At 71.3% G+C, this 17,570-nt stretch carries 17 protein-coding genes; 11 read left to right on the forward strand and 6 right to left on the reverse strand.

The window, feature by feature from the left end; translation table 11 throughout:
* Positions 1-125 precede the first annotated feature (125 nt).
* Both WJM95_RS00355 and WJM95_RS00360 read right to left on the reverse strand, forming a co-directional pair.
* The gene (locus WJM95_RS00355; RefSeq protein WP_339127374.1) at positions 126-680 is read right to left on the reverse strand and encodes a GNAT family N-acetyltransferase; all 555 of its coding nucleotides are present in this window, start codon (positions 678-680) and stop codon (positions 126-128) included.
* A 32-nt stretch (positions 681-712) separates the two neighbouring features.
* Positions 713-1,123 (reverse strand): Fur family transcriptional regulator, encoded by a 411-nt coding sequence (locus WJM95_RS00360; RefSeq protein WP_037624328.1) that lies wholly within the window; start codon positions 1,121-1,123, stop codon positions 713-715.
* A gap of 591 nt (positions 1,124-1,714) precedes the next feature.
* Here WJM95_RS00360 and katG point away from each other — a divergent pair.
* Both katG and lpdA read left to right on the forward strand, forming a co-directional pair.
* Positions 1,715-3,937: a catalase/peroxidase HPI gene (gene katG / locus WJM95_RS00365; RefSeq protein ID WP_339127376.1), complete on the forward strand. Its 2,223-nt coding sequence runs from the start codon at positions 1,715-1,717 to the stop codon at positions 3,935-3,937.
* Between the two features lie 128 nt (positions 3,938-4,065).
* Positions 4,066-5,466, forward strand: a complete 1,401-nt coding sequence (lpdA, locus tag WJM95_RS00370; RefSeq protein WP_339127377.1) for a dihydrolipoyl dehydrogenase — start codon at positions 4,066-4,068, stop codon at positions 5,464-5,466.
* Positions 5,467-5,565: 99 nt separating this feature from the next.
* Here the strand turns inward: lpdA and WJM95_RS00375 are convergent, their stop codons facing one another.
* Positions 5,566-5,991, reverse strand: coding sequence for a MarR family transcriptional regulator (locus WJM95_RS00375; protein ID WP_339127378.1), 426 nt, complete (start codon positions 5,989-5,991; stop codon positions 5,566-5,568).
* 183 nt (positions 5,992-6,174) lie between these two features.
* On the opposite strand from WJM95_RS00375, the gene WJM95_RS00380 reads away from it, so the two are divergent.
* Positions 6,175-6,819, forward strand: coding sequence for an MBL fold metallo-hydrolase (locus WJM95_RS00380; RefSeq protein ID WP_339127380.1), 645 nt, complete (start codon positions 6,175-6,177; stop codon positions 6,817-6,819).
* 36 nt (positions 6,820-6,855) lie between these two features.
* On the opposite strand, the gene WJM95_RS00385 is transcribed toward WJM95_RS00380, so the two are convergent.
* Positions 6,856-7,590 (reverse strand): alpha/beta hydrolase, encoded by a 735-nt coding sequence (locus WJM95_RS00385; protein ID WP_339127382.1) that lies wholly within the window; start codon positions 7,588-7,590, stop codon positions 6,856-6,858.
* A 104-nt stretch (positions 7,591-7,694) separates the two neighbouring features.
* On the opposite strand from WJM95_RS00385, the gene WJM95_RS00390 reads away from it, so the two are divergent.
* A complete protein-coding gene (locus WJM95_RS00390) occupies positions 7,695-8,063 on the forward strand; it encodes a helix-turn-helix domain-containing protein (RefSeq protein WP_339127384.1) in 369 nt (122 codons plus the stop codon).
* A 109-nt stretch (positions 8,064-8,172) separates the two neighbouring features.
* Here WJM95_RS00390 and WJM95_RS00395 read toward each other — a convergent pair whose 3' ends face one another.
* Complete coding sequence (locus tag WJM95_RS00395) at positions 8,173-9,132, reverse strand: zinc-binding dehydrogenase (protein ID WP_339127385.1); 960 nt, start codon at positions 9,130-9,132, stop codon at positions 8,173-8,175.
* Between the two features lie 160 nt (positions 9,133-9,292).
* Here WJM95_RS00395 and WJM95_RS00400 point away from each other — a divergent pair, with 160 nt between their 5' ends.
* The 5 genes from WJM95_RS00400 to WJM95_RS00420 all read left to right on the forward strand — a co-directional run bounded on the left by WJM95_RS00400 (position 9,293) and on the right by WJM95_RS00420 (position 14,637).
* Positions 9,293-9,862: a helix-turn-helix domain-containing protein gene (locus tag WJM95_RS00400; RefSeq protein ID WP_339127386.1), complete on the forward strand. Its 570-nt coding sequence runs from the start codon at positions 9,293-9,295 to the stop codon at positions 9,860-9,862.
* 144 nt (positions 9,863-10,006) lie between these two features.
* Positions 10,007-10,741, forward strand: a complete 735-nt coding sequence (locus tag WJM95_RS00405) for a hypothetical protein (protein ID WP_339127387.1) — start codon at positions 10,007-10,009, stop codon at positions 10,739-10,741.
* Between the two features lie 86 nt (positions 10,742-10,827).
* Positions 10,828-11,661, forward strand: a complete 834-nt coding sequence (locus tag WJM95_RS00410; protein WP_339127388.1) for an ATP-binding cassette domain-containing protein — start codon at positions 10,828-10,830, stop codon at positions 11,659-11,661.
* A 259-nt stretch (positions 11,662-11,920) separates the two neighbouring features.
* Complete coding sequence (locus tag WJM95_RS00415) at positions 11,921-12,643, forward strand: FAD binding domain-containing protein (protein ID WP_339127389.1); 723 nt, start codon at positions 11,921-11,923, stop codon at positions 12,641-12,643.
* A 431-nt stretch (positions 12,644-13,074) separates the two neighbouring features.
* Entirely contained in the window at positions 13,075-14,637 is a 1,563-nt protein-coding gene (locus WJM95_RS00420) for an MFS transporter (protein WP_339127391.1), read from the forward strand.
* A 140-nt stretch (positions 14,638-14,777) separates the two neighbouring features.
* Here the strand turns inward: WJM95_RS00420 and WJM95_RS00425 are convergent, their stop codons facing one another.
* Positions 14,778-15,425 (reverse strand): TetR family transcriptional regulator, encoded by a 648-nt coding sequence (locus tag WJM95_RS00425; protein ID WP_339135266.1) that lies wholly within the window; start codon positions 15,423-15,425, stop codon positions 14,778-14,780.
* Between the two features lie 276 nt (positions 15,426-15,701).
* On the opposite strand from WJM95_RS00425, the gene WJM95_RS00430 reads away from it, so the two are divergent.
* On the forward strand, positions 15,702-16,157 hold the full coding sequence (locus WJM95_RS00430; protein WP_339127392.1) for a hypothetical protein: 456 nt from the start codon (positions 15,702-15,704) through the stop codon (positions 16,155-16,157).
* A gap of 167 nt (positions 16,158-16,324) precedes the next feature.
* On the forward strand, positions 16,325-17,503 hold the full coding sequence (locus WJM95_RS00435; protein ID WP_339127393.1) for a PP2C family protein-serine/threonine phosphatase: 1,179 nt from the start codon (positions 16,325-16,327) through the stop codon (positions 17,501-17,503).
* Positions 17,504-17,570: the final 67 nt, after the last annotated feature.

Genomic DNA, 17,570 nt, shown 5'->3' on the forward strand with positions numbered 1-17,570 from the left:
TCGGCCACCTCAGCCCGTCACCACACCCGAGCGGATCGGCCCGCCACCTCAGCCCGTCACCACACCCGAGCGGGTCGGTCAGCCGCCTCAGGCGGTCACCGCACCCGAGCCGGTCGGCCGCTGCCTCAGCCGGGCAGGTCACCGATCCGTCGGGCCAGGACCTGGCCCGGCCAGGTGCCGGACAGGAACGGCTCGGTGGGGGTGAATCCCTGGCGCTCGTAGTACGCGACCAGTTCGCCCCCGCCGCCCGCCCAGCAGTCGACCCGCAGCAGGCCGACGCCGGCCCGCCGTGTCTCCTCGGCAGCGTGGGCCAGGAGCGCGGCCCCGATGCCCCGGCCGCCGTGCCGACGGTCGGACACCAGCAGCCGGACGTAGCGCTCGGGTTCTCCGGCGGGCCCGATCGGCATGCTCGGGGCGGGTCCGGTGTCGAGGACGACGGCTCCGACGGGTGTTCCGCCGGTCTCCGCGACGAAGGCGGCGTTCTCGGTCAGGTACCGATGGATCCGCTCCACGAGGCTCGGCGTCGTGGAGAACGGGGTCGTGCCCCACTGCTCGGTGTTGCCGCGGGCGTTCATCCAGACCACGGAGCCGTCGAGCATGTCCAGAACGGCCCCCGCGTCGGCCGGCTCGCCCGGCCGGATCCGTATCGCCTGTGAGGTGTCCCACTCGATCTCGTTCACGGCGGAAGCCTAGGGGGCGATCCGCCCGGATCCTAGGCGCACGAAGGGCACAGTCCGCGGTAGGTGACCTCGACGGCGGCGACCGTGAAACCGAATCGTTCCGTCGCCGGGAGGTCGGCCAGCGGGTTCCCGGTGGGGTGGACGTCCCGGACGGTGCCGCAGCTGGAGCACACCAGATGCTGGTGCGGGTGGTGGGCGTTGGGGTCGTAGCGCTTGGCCCGGCCGTCGGTGGAGACCTCGATCACCTCGCCGAGCGAGACCAGCTCCCCCAAGGCGTTGTACACGGTCGCCCGGGAGATCTCGGGCAGCCGCTCGACCGCGCGGGCATGCACTTCGTCGGCGGTGAGGTGTACGTGGTCGCCGTCGAGGACCTCCGCAACGACACGCCGCTGGGAGGTCATGCGCCAGCCACGCCCTCGCAGTCGCTCCAGCAGGTCACTCATATCGGTTCACCTTTTCGGGATCGGTGGGACCCGCAGTTTATCGGTGTGCATCCTGGGTCCGATCGAATATGGGTCTGGTGTCCTTCTTGACTTGGACTCTGTCCATCGTAGGATCGGTTTTGGCACTGGCCAAGGGACAAGAAGACTTCGGTACGGGCAGGAGAGACTCAGATGTCGGGACCACCGCCGTGGGACCCCACGGCGCCGGTCTGCGGGTGACGGCCCCCGTGACACGCAGACCGGGACTCTCCCGGACCCTGGGACCCACCCGGCGACGACCCGGTCGCCGCCGGGACGGGCGACCCGGCGCCGTACCTCCCGGCACCTCGCACCCAGCCCTCCGTCCGCCCGCCGTGGCGGGATGCGTACCCCGTTTCGGACCGGTCCAGCCGGTCCGGCGCGAGCCGTGTACGGCGTCCCCGCCCCCGGCCGTGCGGACGGGCGCGCCCTTCGCCCGTACCCGCCCGAACACCACGGCCTCCCCGTCGATCCCGTCGACGGTTCCGGGGCCTGCCGCCGGGGCCCCGCCCCGGTCGTTCCCCCCACCCGCAGTCGCTGAGCACCGAGATCGGCCCGTCCGGAAGGATTCCCATGTCTGAGAACCATGACGCGATCGTCACCGACGCGAAAACGGAGGGCGCAGGCGGCTGCCCCGTCGCGCACGACCGCGCTCCGCACCCGACTCAGGGCGGCGGCAACCGCCAGTGGTGGCCGGAGCGGCTCAACCTGAAGATCCTCGCCAAGAACCCCGCCGTGGCCAACCCGCTCGGCGAGGACTTCGACTACGCGGCGGCCTTCGAGTCCCTCGACCTCCCCGCCGTGAAGCAGGACATCGCCGAGGTGCTCACGACCTCGCAGGACTGGTGGCCCGCCGACTTCGGCAACTACGGCCCCTTCATGATCCGTATGGCCTGGCACAGCGCGGGCACCTACCGCATCAGCGACGGCCGCGGCGGCGCCGGAGCCGGCCAGCAGCGCTTCGCCCCGCTCAACAGCTGGCCGGACAACGTCAACCTGGACAAGGCCCGCCGTCTGCTGTGGCCCGTCAAGAAGAAGTACGGCCAGAGCCTCTCCTGGGCCGACCTCATGATCCTCACCGGCAACGTCGCCCTGGAGCAGATGGGCTTCGACACCTTCGGCTTCGCCGGCGGCCGCGCGGACGTGTGGGAGTCCGAGGAGGACGTGTACTGGGGCCCGGAGACCACCTGGCTCGACGACGAGCGCTACACGGGCGACCGTGAGCTGGAGAACCCGCTCGGCGCCGTCCAGATGGGTCTCATCTACGTCAACCCCGAGGGCCCGAACGGCAACCCGGACCCGATCGCCGCGGCCCGCGACATCCGCGAGACGTTCCGCCGGATGGCGATGAACGACGAGGAGACGGTCGCCCTCATCGCGGGCGGTCACACCTTCGGCAAGACCCACGGCGCGGGCCCCGCGGAGAGCGTCGGCGACGACCCCGAGGCCGCAGGGCTCGAGGAGCAGGGCCTGGGCTGGAAGAGCACGTACGGCACCGGCAAGGGCGGCGACGCGATCACCTCCGGCCTCGAGGTCACCTGGACCCCCGCGCCCACCCAGTGGGACAACGGCTTCTTCGACGTCCTCTTCGGCTACGAGTGGGAGCTGACCCAGAGTCCCGCGGGCGCCAACCAGTGGAAGCCGAAGGACGGCGCGGGCGAGGGAACCGTCCCGGCCGCGCACGACCCGGCGAAGAAGATCGCCCCCTCGATGCTCACGACGGACCTGTCGCTGCGCTTCGACCCGGTCTACGGGCCGATCTCCCGCCGCTTCCACGAGAACCCGGCCGAGTTCGCGGACGCCTTCGCTCGCGCCTGGTACAAGCTGACCCACCGCGACATGGGCCCGAAGTCCCTCTACCTCGGCCCCGAGGTCCCGGCGGAGACGCTGCTGTGGCAGGACCCGCTGCCCGAGGCGGAGGGCGAGGTCATCGGTGCCGAGGACATCAGCGCCCTCAAGGCGAAGATCCTCGCCTCGGACCTGACGGTCGCGCAGCTCGTCTTCACCGCGTGGGCGTCGGCCTCGACGTTCCGCGGCAGCGACAAGCGCGGCGGCGCCAACGGCGGCCGCATCCGTCTGGAGCCGCAGCGCGGCTGGGAGGCCAACGACCCCGACACGCTCGCGTCGGTGCTGCGCACGCTGGAGGGCATCCAGCGTGACTTCAACTCCGGCGACAAGCACGTCTCGCTGGCCGACCTGATCGTCCTCGGTGGCGTCGCCGCGGTCGAGAAGGCCGCCCAGGACGCCGGTCACGACGTCCAGGTGCCCTTCACCCCGGGCCGCGTCGACGCGACGGACGAGCAGACCGACGCGGAGTCCTTCGCCGCGCTGGAGCCGACCTCGGACGGCTTCCGCAACTACCTCGGCAAGGGCAACCGGCTTCCGGCCGAGTACCTGCTGCTCGACCGGGCGAACCTGCTGACCCTGAGCGCGCCCGAGCTCACCGTCCTCGTCGGCGGACTGCGTGTCCTGGGCGCCAACCACGGCCAGTCCTCGCACGGTGTCCTCACCGCGACCCCCGGACAGCTCACCAACGACTTCTTCGTCAACCTGCTCGACCTGGGCACGACGTGGAAGGCGACCTCGGAGGACGCGACCACCTTCGAGGCCCGTGACGACGCCACGGGCGAGGTCAAGTGGACCGGCACCCGTGCCGACCTCGTCTTCGGCTCGAACTCCGAGCTGCGCGCGCTCGCCGAGGTCTACGCGAGCGACGACGCCGGGGCGAAGTTCGTGAAGGACTTCGTCGCCGCCTTCGCCAAGGTCATGAACCTGGACCGGTTCGACCTGGTCTGATGCCTGGCATGAGGGCCGGCTCCCGCCCCGGGGGCCGGCCCTCACGCGTGCCGCGGCGCGGTGGCCCAGGGCCTTCCCGGCCGCGCCCGTCCCCTCGCCCGGGCCGCCGCCGTTCTAGGCTGGCCGCCATGAGCACTCACTTTGACGTGGTGGTCCTGGGCGCCGGCCCGGGAGGATATGTCGCGGCGATCCGGGCCTCGCAGCTCGGACTCAGCACGGCGATCGTCGAGGAGAAGTACTGGGGCGGTGTGTGCCTGAACGTGGGGTGCATCCCGTCGAAGGCACTGCTGCGCAACGCCGAGCTCGCCCACATCTTCACCCAGGAGGCCAAGACCTTCGGCATCCAGGTGAACGGCGAGGTGAGTTTCGACTACGGCGCGGCCTTCACCCGCAGCCGCAAGGTGGCCGACGGACGCGTCAAGGGCGTCCACTACCTGATGAAGAAGAACAAGATCACGCAGTACACCGGCCGCGGCACCTTCCGCGACGACCGCACGCTCGACGTCGCCCTGTCCGACGGCGGCACGGAGACCGTGACCTTCGGCCACTGCATCATCGCCGCCGGCGCCACCACCAGGCTGCTCCCCGGCACCTCGCTGAGCGAGCGCGTGGTGACGTACGAGGAGCAGATCCTGTCGGAGACCCTGCCGGACAGCATCGTCATCGCGGGCGCCGGAGCCATCGGCGTGGAGTTCGCCTACGTGCTCCACAACTACGGGGTCCAGGTCACCCTCGTCGAGTTCCTCGACCGGATCGTCCCACTGGAGGACGAGGAGGTCTCCGCCGAACTGGCCCGCCGCTACAAGCGGCTCGGCATCAACGTGCTGACGTCCACCCGGGTCGAGGCGATCGACGACTCCGGCGACCGGGTCAAGATCATGGTGACCACCGGCGGCCAGCGGCAGACGCTGGAGGCCGGCAAGGTGCTCCAGGCCATCGGGTTCCAGCCGCGTGTTCAGGGCTACGGTCTGGAGAACACCGGGGTGAAGCTCACCGACCGCGGCGCGATCGACATCGACGGCCGGTGCCGTACGAGCGTGCCCCACATCTTCGCGATCGGTGACGTGACGGCGAAGCTGATGCTGGCCCACGCGGCCGAGTCGATGGGGATCGTGGCCGCCGAGACGATCGCCGACGCGGAGACGATGGAACTCGACTACGTCATGATCCCGCGGGCCACCTACTGCCAGCCGCAGATCGCCAGTTTCGGCTGGACCGAGGCGCAGGCCCGCGAGCAGGGCTTCGACGTCCAGGTGGCGAAGTTCCCGTTCACGGCGAACGGCAAGGCCCATGGTCTCGGCGAGACGGCGGGATTCGTGAAGCTCCTCAGCGACGCGCGCCACGGCGAACTCCTCGGCGCCCATCTGATCGGCCCCGAAGTCACCGAGCTGCTGCCGGAGTTGACGCTCGCCCAGCAATGGGACCTGACGGTCCACGAGGTCGCGCGCAATGTGCACGGCCACCCGACGCTCGGCGAGGCGGTCAAGGAGGCCGTACACGGACTGGCGGGCCACATGATCAACATGTGACACACGAACACCGCCGCGCCTCTTCCCGGCCCGCTGCGCCGATCGCCGATCGCGGGGGAAGGGGTGCGGCGACCTCGCGAGCCCTCGAAGGGGGCCGGCCTACCTGGATTTCAGGTGCGCGGTCAGGCGGGACAGCAGAGGCAGCGCCGCGGCCAGTGTCTGGCGTTCGTCGGAGTTCAGGGCCTCGTTGATCGCGGCGCCGAGCCAGTCCTCGCGCCTTCGGCGCTCCTCGGCCAGTCGGCCGCTGCCCGCCGTCGTGAGGTGGAGCAAGAGCTTGCGCCCGTCGGTGGGATGGGGCTCGGCACGCACAAAGCCCTGACCGAGGAGTTCCTTGACCGCCTTGGCGACCGACTGATGGCTCACGCCCCGCTGTTGGGCGATGTCGGCCGTGGTCAGCGGACCACCGCGGTCCAGATATCCCAGGACGGCGGCCTCGCCGGGAGGCATCTGGTCGGCGGGGCGCACGGCGCGTACGAGCTGCCCGACGGCCAGGCGTAGATCTTCGGCCAGCCGATCGTCGTCCATGGTGCGAGCCTACCCCGCAACTCACCACCCAGGCTGTACACCCTGGGTGCAGGGTTCGCCGGTGCGCGGCGCGAGCGCGCCCCCTTCGGCCGAAGCCGAGCCGCTCCACCCCTCGCTCTCATTATGTACAACCAATGTGTACAGTTTAGCTGTAGGAATTCGCTCGGCCGGAAAGGACTCCCCATGAAGCTGACCAAACACGCCCACGCCTGCGTCACGCTCGAGAAGGACGGCACTCGCCTGGTCATCGACCCCGGCACCTTCACCCCGGACGCGGCAGAGGCCGTCTCCCGGGCCCACGCCGTACTGATCACTCACGAGCACTTCGACCACTTCGACGAGAAGCTGGTCGCCGCGGCCCTCGAAGACCGGCCCGACCTGCACGTCTACGGCACCGCGGCCGTCGCGGCCGCCCTGGGCGGGCAGAGCAGCCGCGTCCACACCGTCATCGCGGGCGACACCTTCACCGCCGGGTCCATCGCCGTCTCCGTGCACGGCCACCGCCACGCGCCGATCCATGCCGACATCCCGTGCCCCGACAACGTCGGCTACCTCCTCGACGGGGGCGTCCTCTACCATCCCGGCGACGCCTACTTCGCGCCCGAGGCTCCCGTGCGCACCCTCCTGCTGCCGACCAGCGGGCCGTGGACCAAGCTCGGCGAAGCCGCCGACTACGTACGCGCCGTCAAGCCCGAGCGCGTCATCCAGATCCACGAACTCATGCTGAGCGAACTCGGCCGGCAGTCCACCGCCAACCTCCTCGGCGAGAAGGGCCTGACGGGCACCCCGATCGACCTCCTGGAGCCCGGCACCACCGTGCAGTTGTAGAGATCCCGGTACGGGACTCGTGTTCCCCTTCGCGGGTCAGGCGATGTCGAGCAACAGTCCGCCGAGCTCCGCGGGCTGGGTGATCATGCAGTCGTGACCGGTCTTCAGCTCGTATACGCGGGAAGGCTCACCGTTGGGCTGCATCTCCGGGACGGGCCGACGGGCGACGCCCTCGGGCGCACCGCCGACACAGAGAATGTGAACCCGTGGGATCAGCGCCTGCGCGGGGTTGTCCATCTCGGCCGGCTGCTGGAAGCAGAGGACCGACTCGTCCGTGAGCGTGCTCTTGAGCCAGGCGATGTCATCGGGGTCGGTGACGCCGAACAGCCCGAGCGGCGCGGGGAGCTCCGGCAGCGGCGGAATGCGCCAGGGCTGGGCACCAGCCGCGGCACCGTCGATCATGACCTGCGTGATCGGCATGACGTCGATGGCGTTCTCGCCGTGCGTCGGCACCATCGCGTCGATGTACACCAGGCGCGCGATGCGCTCGGGGACCCGGTCGGCCACGCTGGAGATGACCATTCCCGCGTAGCTGTGCCCGGCGAGGACGACATCGCTCAGGTCGTGGCCGAGGATGAGGCCGACGATGTCGTCGACGTGGGTGGTGAGCCCGACATGGGGGCTTAGCAGGTGCGCCTTGTCCCCGTGGCCGGTCAGGGACGGAGCGAAGACGCGGTGGCCCTGGGCGGTGAGCAGCGGGACGACGCGGTCCCAGGCCTGCCCGTCGTGCCAGGCCCCGTGGACGAGAACATAGGTGGTCGGGTCGGACATGGCGACTTCCCTCACGTGAACACATGGATCTACTGGCCGGCGCGGTCCTGCGCACGTGTTCGACGTTAGAGAGTCGATAGGTACCCGAAGGTACCCTTCGGCTCATGAGCCCCCGTCCAGGAACCGTCTTCCTCGCCGACTGCCCCGCCCGACTGGCCATCGAGGTCATTGCCGGCAAGTGGGCCGTCGTCACGCTCTTCGCGCTGAGTGACGGTCCCCTGCGGCACGGGGAGTTGGTCGAGCTGATCGGAGGCGTCTCGCGCAAGGTGTTGACGCAGACGCTGCGCCGGCTCCAGGGCAACGGGCTCATCGAACGGCGCGTGTACGCCGAAGCGCCACCCCGTGTGGAATACGGCTTGACCGAGCTGGGGCGCACGCTGGAGGAGCCCATCGCAAGGCTCACCGAATGGGCGAGATCCAACGGTGAAGCGATCGCCGCCTTTCATGAGGCGGCCGGGGCGGCAGACGCCTAGGGCTGCCCATTTGGTGGCCGAAAGCCGTGCTCGGTCCAGGGATTGAGCAAGCCCGATCGGCGAGGCCAGCGGTGGGGCGGGCCCGGCGCGGCGAACGCTCCTGTGCTGCTCAGGGCACCAGCACCACCCTCCCGAAGACCTCTCCCTCGTCCATCTTGCGGTGGGCCAGAGCCGCCTGGTCCAGCGGCAGCACCTCGTGCACCACCGTGCGCAGGCCCCCGAGCGCCGCGTCGGCGAACTGGGAGGCCCGGACGGCCTGCCGGACGGCGCCGGGCACGGTGTCGGAGCTGAAGGTGGCGAACGACAACGATCTGCGGAAGGCGTCCATCAGCCGCATGCCGAAGTCCGCCGGCGGCTGTCCACCGACCACGCCGACCGCCACGTACCGCCCGTTGGCGTTCAATCTGTCCAGGAAGAGGGGAAGTTGGGGACCTCCCACGACATCGATCACCACGTCGAAGCCCGGTGCGTCCTTGCCGCCCTCGCCGGCGCGGTCCAGGACGTGCGTGGCGCCCAGTTCCCGGAGTCGGGCACCACGTCCGGCCGATGAAGTGGTGACCGCCACCGAGCCCGCGCCGTTCCTGGCCGCGAGCTGGACCGCAGTGATACCGATGCTGCCCGCCGCCCCGCGCACGAGCACCGCCTCTCCTGGTGCGAGGCGGGCCCTTTCCAGGGCGAAGTGAGCCACCACGCCGGAGCCGCCGAGAGAGACCGCTTGGGCGCCGGTCAGACCGGCGGGCAGCGGCAGCACGTCATCGACCGAGGCGACGGCTTGCTCGGCATACCCGCCGGACAGACCGGTGAACGCCCACACCCGCCGCCCCGTCCACGAGGCGTCCACGCCCTCTCCCACCGCGGTGACGCTTCCGGCGACCTCACTGCCCAGGAGATGGCCCTCCCGGAAGCCGTGGGCGGCGAGCGTTCCCCGGCGGATCACGGCGTCCACACCGCCCACTCCGATCGCCTCGGTGTCGATGCGCACCTGCCCCGGAGCGGGAACCGGCACGGGCACATCGACGACCTCCAGGCCCTCGGGGCTTCCGAATGTCCTGATGACGACGGCCTTCATTCCCTGCTCCTCGGGGCGGTGGACGGACGGGCGCGACTGCTGCGACCGTGGGTGTCGAATCGGCGCCGCCATCGGGGCCGGCGGTGGATTGCCGGGCGGGGCGGCGGCACACCGTCGGACCGTAACGGGCGCCCCGTCCGTCCGGCTGAAGTGAGAGACGATGACCGGGTACTTGCCTCGGACAGTGCGCGCCGACGCCCGCGACAACCGGGCGCGCATCCTGGACGCCGCCCGCACGGTGTTCGGCGAGGAGGGCCTGGGCGCACCCATGCGCGCCGTCGCCCGGCACGCGGAACTCGCCCCCGCCACGCTGTACCGGCATTTCCCGACCAAGCAGGCACTGATCGCGCAGACCTTCGCCGAGCAGCGCCGGGCCTGTCACGCCGCCGTCCGCGACGCCCTCGCGCACGCGGACCCGTGGTACGGATTCCGGAGCCTGATCGAGCGGATCTGTGAACTCCACGCGCACAGCCGCGGATTCGGCGACGCCTTCATGACGGCCTTTCCCGAGTCCATGGACTTCGCCGCCGATCGAGAGCGGACCGTACGCGCGGTCGCCGAAGTGGCCCGCCGTGCCCAGGAGACCGGCGAGCTCCGGCCCGGCTTCATCGTCGACGACCTGATCCTCATGCTCACGGCCCACCAGGGCCTCCAGCACGCGCCCCGCCCGGCCCGGCTCACGGACTCCCGCCGCTTCGCCGCCTACGTGATCGACGCGTTCCGCTCCTGACAGGGAACCGGCGGGCTCGCGGTACCGCTGGACCGGGACGGACGTGAAACGGCCAGGAGGCCATCGGCGCAGGTCAGCGTCCGTCGGCACGTCGCCGGGCCGCCCCGTGTCTTGATCCGCACGCGGCACGCGACAATCACCACCATGGACGAAGGATCGAACGACACCGAGAGCCGGCTCGTCAGGATCGAGCGGCTCCTGGAGTCCGGTGGGCACGAGGTGGCGCCCGCCTGGCGGAGGGCGACGCACGGTGAGCCGCGCTGGGCGGTGACCATCGTGACCCTGGCGGCGGTCGCCCTCCAGCTGAAACTGCCCGAGCATCTGACGCTGCTGCCGTTCGGGGTGCTGCCGGGCCTGGAGGTGGTCCTGCTCATAGGTCTCGTCGCCGCCAACCCCCGCCGGGTCGAGCCCCGGAACAAGCGGCTGCGCTCACTGGGCCTGACGCTGATCGGGCTGATCAGCCTCGCCAACGGCTGGGCCGCCGCCCAGCTGGTGCGCGGCCTCGTGCACGGCACCGAGGCGTCGGGGGCCGCGAATCTGCTGCTGACCGGCGGCAACATCTGGCTGACGAATGTCATCGTGTTCGCCCTGTGGTACTGGGAGTTGGACCGGGGCGGACCGGCGAACCGGATGATGGGCCACCGGCAGTTCGCCGACTTCCTCTTCGTCCAGATGCAAAGCCCCGAGTCCGCCCGGCCGGACTGGGAGCCGGCGTTCCTCGACTACCTGTATCTGTCCTTCACCAACTCCACCGCGTTCAGCCCGACCGACGTGATGCCGCTGTCCCGCTGGGCCAAGATGCTGATGATGGTCCAGTCCACGGTGTCCCTGATGACGGTCGTCCTGGTGGTGGCCCGCGCGGTCAATATCCTGAAGTGACCGCGCCGTCCACGACCCGGACGCGCCGGCAACAAGATGCCCACGACATCTAGTGTGCGAGGGGACCGATCGAGGGGAGCCGGGGCATGGCCGAGGTGCGGACCGAGCCGGACGTCAGGGACAGGGAGACGGTGGTCGCGCTCCGCGATGTGAGCGTCCACCGGCACACGAACAGCCAGGTGATCCTCGCCGGGGTCGACTGGACGGTCAGGGCCGGTGAGCACTGGGCCCTGCTCGGAGCCAACGGCGCGGGCAAGACGACCCTGCTGCGGCTCCTGGGGGCCCTGATGCATCCGACCACGGGGAGCGTGGAGGTGCTCGGCTCCCGGCTCGGCCGGGTCGACGTCCGTGAGCTGCGCGCCCGGATCGGTCATGTGAGCACGGCCCAGCGGGTTCCGCAGGACCTCGACGCCCATGGAGTCGTCCTGACGGGCCACACCGGCACCGTCCAGCCGCTGTGGCGGAAGTACGACGCCGAGGTGCGCCGGCGCGCCCACGAACTGCTCGCCGAGCTGGACATCAAGGAGCTGGCCGACCGGCCGTACGGGGTCTGCTCGGGTGGTCAGCGGGCCCGCGTCCTGATCGCCAGGGCGCTGACGGCCGAGCCGGCCCTGCTGCTGCTCGACGAGCCGTTCAACGCCCTGGACCTGCCCTCCCGGGAGGACCTCGTGGAGGCCATGCAACGGCTGGCCGAGAGCCGCCCGGACCTGGCGACGGTGACGGTCACCCACCATCTGGAGGAGCTGTCCCCGGCGGTCGGCCACACCCTCCTTCTGCGCGAGGGGCGCGTCCTGGCGCAGGGGCCCGTCGAGAGCACCCTGACCGACCCCTGGATGACGACCTGCTTCGGCCGGCACATCACCGTGGTCCGCCATGGCGGGCGATGGGCGGCCTATTCCGGCTCCCACCAGGGTAGTTGACAGCGGTACGAAGCAACTCGCGGCGCGGGAAAGGGACATGACGGGCGCGTCTCGACGCCCAGTGAGCGTGGACGGCGTGCGCGGGCGGCGCCGGAGCGGCCCCCGCAGTGCGGTCATCCGCCGCGCGGGGCGCACCAGTTGAGGCAATGTGCCCTGTACGCGCCCCCGTCCGCACGGCGAAAATGCGCCTGTCGACGGTGATTGCGCCAAGACACCGAGTACCCCGCCGCCAAGTCACCAGGAAAGCAGGTCGGCTGTCGTGCTGTTGCGTCTGCCCAAGTCCGTGTCCGAAGCACAGGAGTACCTGACCGAAGGGGCGGTTCCGATCGGCGGGGCGACCCTGGTGTGGGCCACCTGGCAACGGGACGGCTTTCCCGACCGCGCCATGTCGCTGCGCGACCTCCCCGAGGCCAACACGATCGAGCGCGAGGCCCTGGGCGCCGCCGTGGTGCTGAACCGTATAGACGACCGGGTGCCCGAGGTGCTGCGCCGGGCGGCCGCCGGCGTGGGGACCGGCGCCGTACGCCGGGCCGCCACGGTGGGCGGCAACATCGTCGGCAGCACGCTGCGTTGTCTGCTGCCCGCGGCCCTCGTCCTCGACGCCCGGGCGGTCATCCTGGAGCCTGAGGGAGTCACCGAGACCGATCTGGCCGAGGTGCTCGCCAAGCGTCAACTGCTCCTGAGCCTGCGCTGGCGCACACCGGTCACCAGCAACTACCACAAGGCCGCCGCCGAGCCGGGCGGCGCGTCGCCGCTCGTCGTCGCCGCGGCGCTGCACGCGGAGGACGACGGCACCAACCGCTTTCGTGTCGCGGTCCGTTCCGAGGACGAGGTGTTCTTCGAGAGCGCCGTGCGCGAGGGCGAAGCGGATGGCATTCCGCGCTCGCTCTGGGACGGTTCCTTCGCTCGGCTTCCGGACACGGCCCGGGAGCTGGTCGGCAGGCAGGTGACCGAGCTGCTGGCGCGCCCCGCCGCCGCCTAGTCCGCGCGCGTCCCAGCGCCGCGTAGTCCGCGCGTCCCGCCGCCGCGCAGCCCCGCAGGCCAGTCCGCGCGGGCCCCGCCTCCGTGCGGTCCGCGCGGGCCCCGTCGTCCGGGCAGCCGCCCCAGGTCCAGAAGCGCGGGCCCGGAATGGGCGGGCCCGGAAATTCAACAGCGGCCGGACCGTCAAGCGGATCCGGGAACACCGACGGCGGCGCGCTCACCCCCGGTGGGCCGCCGCCCCGGCTGCTCCGACGCGTTGACCTGCTCGTTCACCGGGATCGGAGTCGAGCCGACACATCCGTACACGACCCCAAGAGACCGGCAGCAGCACCCCGGCCCTAATTCATCGACATGGAAGTCACACGGCGGACTCCCGACTCTGGATCCAGGCACCGGGAACCTCCCGGACCGCTCGGACGAAGGACGGAGCCCATGCCCTCCACGCGCGCCCCCGCCGCCGGTCCCGTACCGGCCGCACGTCACAACCTGGTCCTGGTGGTCACCTGCCTGGCACTCGGCACGGTGGTCGCCGCCATGGCGTCGCTCAATGTGGCGCTGCCCGATCTCGCCCGCGAGACCCACGCCACGCAGACCCAGCTGTCCTGGGTCATCGACGCCTACAGCCTGGTCTTCGCCTCCCTGCTGTTGCCGGCCGGCGCCCTGGGTGACCGCTTCGGCCGCAGGCGCGCCCTGCTCGCGGGCCTGACGATCTTCGGCGCCGGATCCGCGGCCGCCGCGCTCACCACCGAGCCCTCCACGCTGATCGCCCTGCGGGGCGTCCTCGGGGTCGGCGCGGCCCTGGTCATGCCGGCCACGCTGTCGACCATCACCAGCACCTTCCCGCGCGCCCAGCGGGCCCGGGCCGTGAGCGTCTGGGCGGCGGTCGCCGGAGCCAGCGCCCTGGTGGGCCTGTTCGCCTCCGGTGCCCTGCTGGAGGGCTGGTCATGGCGCTCGGTGTTCCTGCTGAACGTCGCCCTGGCCCTGGTCGCCCTCGTCGGGACGCTGCTGTTCGTGCCGGAGTCGGCGGAACCGCGGCAGCCGCGGCTCGACGTCGGCGGCGCGCTCCTCGCCGTCGCGGGTCTGGTCACCCTGGTCTACTCGGTCATCGAGGCCCCGACCCGCGGGTGGGCCGACCCGGTCACCCTCGCCGGCATCGGTCTCGGACTCGCCGTCCTGACGGGATTCGTCCTCTTCGAACTGCGCCGCGAGAACCCGCTCCTCGACCCCCGGCTGTTCCGCAACCGCCACTTCTCCGCGGGCTCCCTGTCGATCATGCTTCAGTTCTTCGTGTTCTTCGGGTTCGTCTTCGTCATGATGCAGTACCTGCAACTGGTGCGGGGCGACAGCGCCTTGATGGCGGCCACCTCCATGCTGCCCATGGCCCTCACGATGGTGCCGGTCTCCCGTGCCGCGCCCGTGCTGGTCGGCCGGTTCGGCTTCCGCGGGCCCTGGGTGGCCGGTCTCGCCGGTGTCGCGGCGGGCATGGGGATCCTCTCGCGGCTCGACGCGTCGAGCCCGTACTGGCTGATCGCCGCCGGTCTCGTGCCGCTGGGCGCCGGGATGGGTCTGGCCATGACACCGGCCACGACGGCCATCACGGACGCCCTGCCGCGCTCGCTCCAGAACGTCGGTTCGGCCATGAACGACCTGGCGCGCGAACTCGGCGGCGCCCTCGGGATCGCCGTTCTCGGCAGCCTGCTGAGCGCCGCCTACCGCGACCACCTGAGTCTGCCCGGACTGCCGCAGCAGGTCGCGGACGCGGCCCGCTCCTCCCTGGCCGCCGCCCACGCCATCGGCGGCCCGGTCTCCGGCCGGGCGACGACCGCCTTCGTCGACGGCATGCACCTGGCGCTCCTCGGCGCGGCCTCGGCCGCCGTACTCGCCGCCGTCGCCGTCGCGGCCCTGCTGCGTTCGGCCCCGCGGCCGGAGGCACCCGCCGAGGACCAGGACGTGCCGGAGGCGGCCGACACGCGGAAGCAGCCCTCGTACCGCTGAAGAGCGCCACGACACCCCGGACCGGCACCTCGCCCGCGCGAGGCGCCGGTCCTCGGTACGTGGCGCGGGCCAGCGGCACACGACCGGGGTTCCGCCGCGTGGCAGCCCGCCCCGCGGGCGGCAAGGAGCGGACCGGCGGATCAGGGGCGCGGTGCCGTACGCCCCATCGGCCGGGTGGTCCGCACCGGCCGTCCGGGTCCGCGCAGGGCCAGCCGCAGATGCGGGCTCACATGGCGGACCACGTCGTCGTCCGTCATGGAGACGATCGGCTCCAGGCGGAGCAGATAGCGGCCGGTGATCAGTCCGGCGACCACGGTGGTGAACGCGGCGGCCCGCTGCCGGGCGTCCCGTCCGGGCACCAGGCCCGCGATCCGCTCGACGATCTCGCGCTCGACGGCCTCCTTCACCAGCGAGCCGAGCGAGTCGTCGTCGATCGCGGTCTTCAGCATCGCGATCAGGGGCGGACCGGTCACGGGGTCGTCCCAGACGGCGAGCACTTGGCGGACGACCCGTTCGGGGAGCGTGGTGAGGTCGCCCTCCTCGACGGCCCGCGCGAGGAGTTCGGCCGGGTTGGCGCCCAGCGCCAGCGCGGCGCCGAACAGCCCCTTCTTGGAGCCGAAGTAATAGCTGATCAGGGCGAGGTCGACCTCGGCCTCCGCGGCGACGGAACGCAGGGTCACGGCGTGATAGCCGTCCTCCAGGAAGCGGCGCCGGGCGACGTCCAGGATGGCGGCCCGGGTGTCGGGGCTTCCCCGCCTGCGGCCGCGCTGCGCGCCCCGGTTATTCATCACGGACGAATTCTACGGCGCCGACGGGGACGGCCGCCGAGCGCCGGGGCGTCGCTCCACTCGCCGGAGCGTCGCCCTGCGTCCTGACGCGCGACCCTGCGTTCCGACAGATCGCGCTGTGTCCTGATACGTCACTCCGCGTGCCGTTGTCGGCCGGTTCTCACGAAATGGCATCGTTAATCCGTATGAGTGGTACATCACACACCGAGGCCGTAGCGTCGAGGCAGAGCCGACACGCTGACGGCCCCATGACAGAGCGTCCCGCACGGAGCTGATATGCGCACAAACTCGATCCGGACCGCGTTCACCGTTCTCGCGGCCGCGGCGCTCGCAGCGGTGATGGGTACCGCTTCCGCAGCCCCCGCCTCCTCGCACCCCGTGAAGCAGCGGCAGACGACCCCCGTACTGGTGGACTGCCTCTGGCACCCGGATGTGCGCCCCGCCGACTTCATCCTGGCCTGCGGCGACGGCAACAGCCGTCTCACCTCGCTCGACTGGTCGCACTGGAACCAGCGTTCCGCCGTCGCCGAGGGCGTCAACATGGTGAACGACTGCAAGCCGTACTGCGCGGCCGGCAAGTTCCACTCGTACCCGGTCGTCGTCGTGCTGGACCAGCCGCAGCAGTGGAAGAAGCAGCCGCAGGTCCAGCACTACACGCGGATGACGCTGATCTACACCCACGACCACCCGGACGGCTACGCACAGAAGGTCAGCTACCCGCTGTGGAACTGACGCCCGCCGCTCGCCGGCCCGGTACGGCGCGCTGACGGTGCCCCCGGGAGGTCATTCCGGGGGCACCGAGCGCCGGCACCGGCGCGGGACTCGCCGACGGTGGACACCGTGCGGAACCCCGTCGCCACAGAAACAGGTACAAAATGGGGCATGTGGGTATCCGGCGCATGTCAGTGGACCGTCTCGTGGAGCAACCGTCGGGCCGCGGTCTGGTGGCGATCCCGCTCGCGCTGATCGTCGTGATCACCGTGGTGGACATCCGCTCCCCCACCGACGTCCACCTGGGCCCGCTGCTCGTCATCGCCCCGACCCTGACGGCCTCGCTCGCCGGCCCCGCCCTGACCGCGCTGGTCGGTCTGCTCGCCATCGCGGCCCAGATGATCATCGGTGTCCTGCACGGCGGACTCGGCACCACCAATCACATCGCGCAGCTCATCGCCCTGGCCGTACTCACCGCGCTGGTGGTGTTCGTGTGTCATGTACGGGAGCGGCGCGCCCGGGAGCTGGTGCGGGCGCGCTCGATCGCCGAGACCGCGCAACGGGTGCTGCTGCGGCCCCCACCGCGCCGGATCGGCCCGCTGCGGGTGGCCTGGCTGTATCTGGCCGCCGAGGACGACACCCAGATCGGCGGTGACCTGTTCGCGGTCACCCGGGCCGCCGGGGCGTCCACCCGCGTGATCATCGGGGACGTACGGGGCAAGGGCCTCGCCGCCATCGGCGAGGCCTCGGTGGTCCTCGGCGCGTTCCGCGAGGGCGCCCACCGGTACGCCACCCTGCCCGAACTGACGGCGGTCCTGGAGGTGAGCGTGTGCCGGGACCTGGACGAGGTGGCCGACACCGAGCACGATCCGGGCGAGCACTTCGTCACGGCGCTGGTCCTCGACATCCCGGACGACGGCACGCAGGTCGAAATGATCAACTGCGGTCATCCGCCGCCCCTCCTCCTGCGGGATCGCCGGGTCGGCGTCCTGCACGCACGGCACCCGGTGCCCCCGCTGGGCATGTGCGAGCTGCCCGCCTCCAGCCACCGCACCGACCCGTTCTCCTTCGAGCCCGGCGACTTCCTGCTGCTGTACACGGACGGGGTGATCGAGGCCCGCTCCCCCGACGGCACCTTCTATCCCCTGGCCGAGCGGGTCGCCGGCTTCAGCGCCTCCAACCCCGACGTCCTGCTGCGGCAGATCCACGACGACCTCGTCCGGCACATCGGCGACCTGCCGGGCGACGACGCCGCTTTCCTGATCATCGAGCGCACCGGCGCACACCACCTCCACCTCCCCCACCGTCCCGTGGACGGCCATCACCGGCTCCCCACCGACGGTTCGCCGCCCGCCGCGCCCCGCTGACGCCCGAGTAGCAGGCGGGTGGCCCCGGGGCCACGATGGGAGAGATCGACTCGACCCAGGGGGCTCG

This window comes from Streptomyces sp. f51, from assembly GCF_037940415.1.
In the GTDB taxonomy this organism is placed as follows: domain Bacteria; phylum Actinomycetota; class Actinomycetes; order Streptomycetales; family Streptomycetaceae; genus Streptomyces.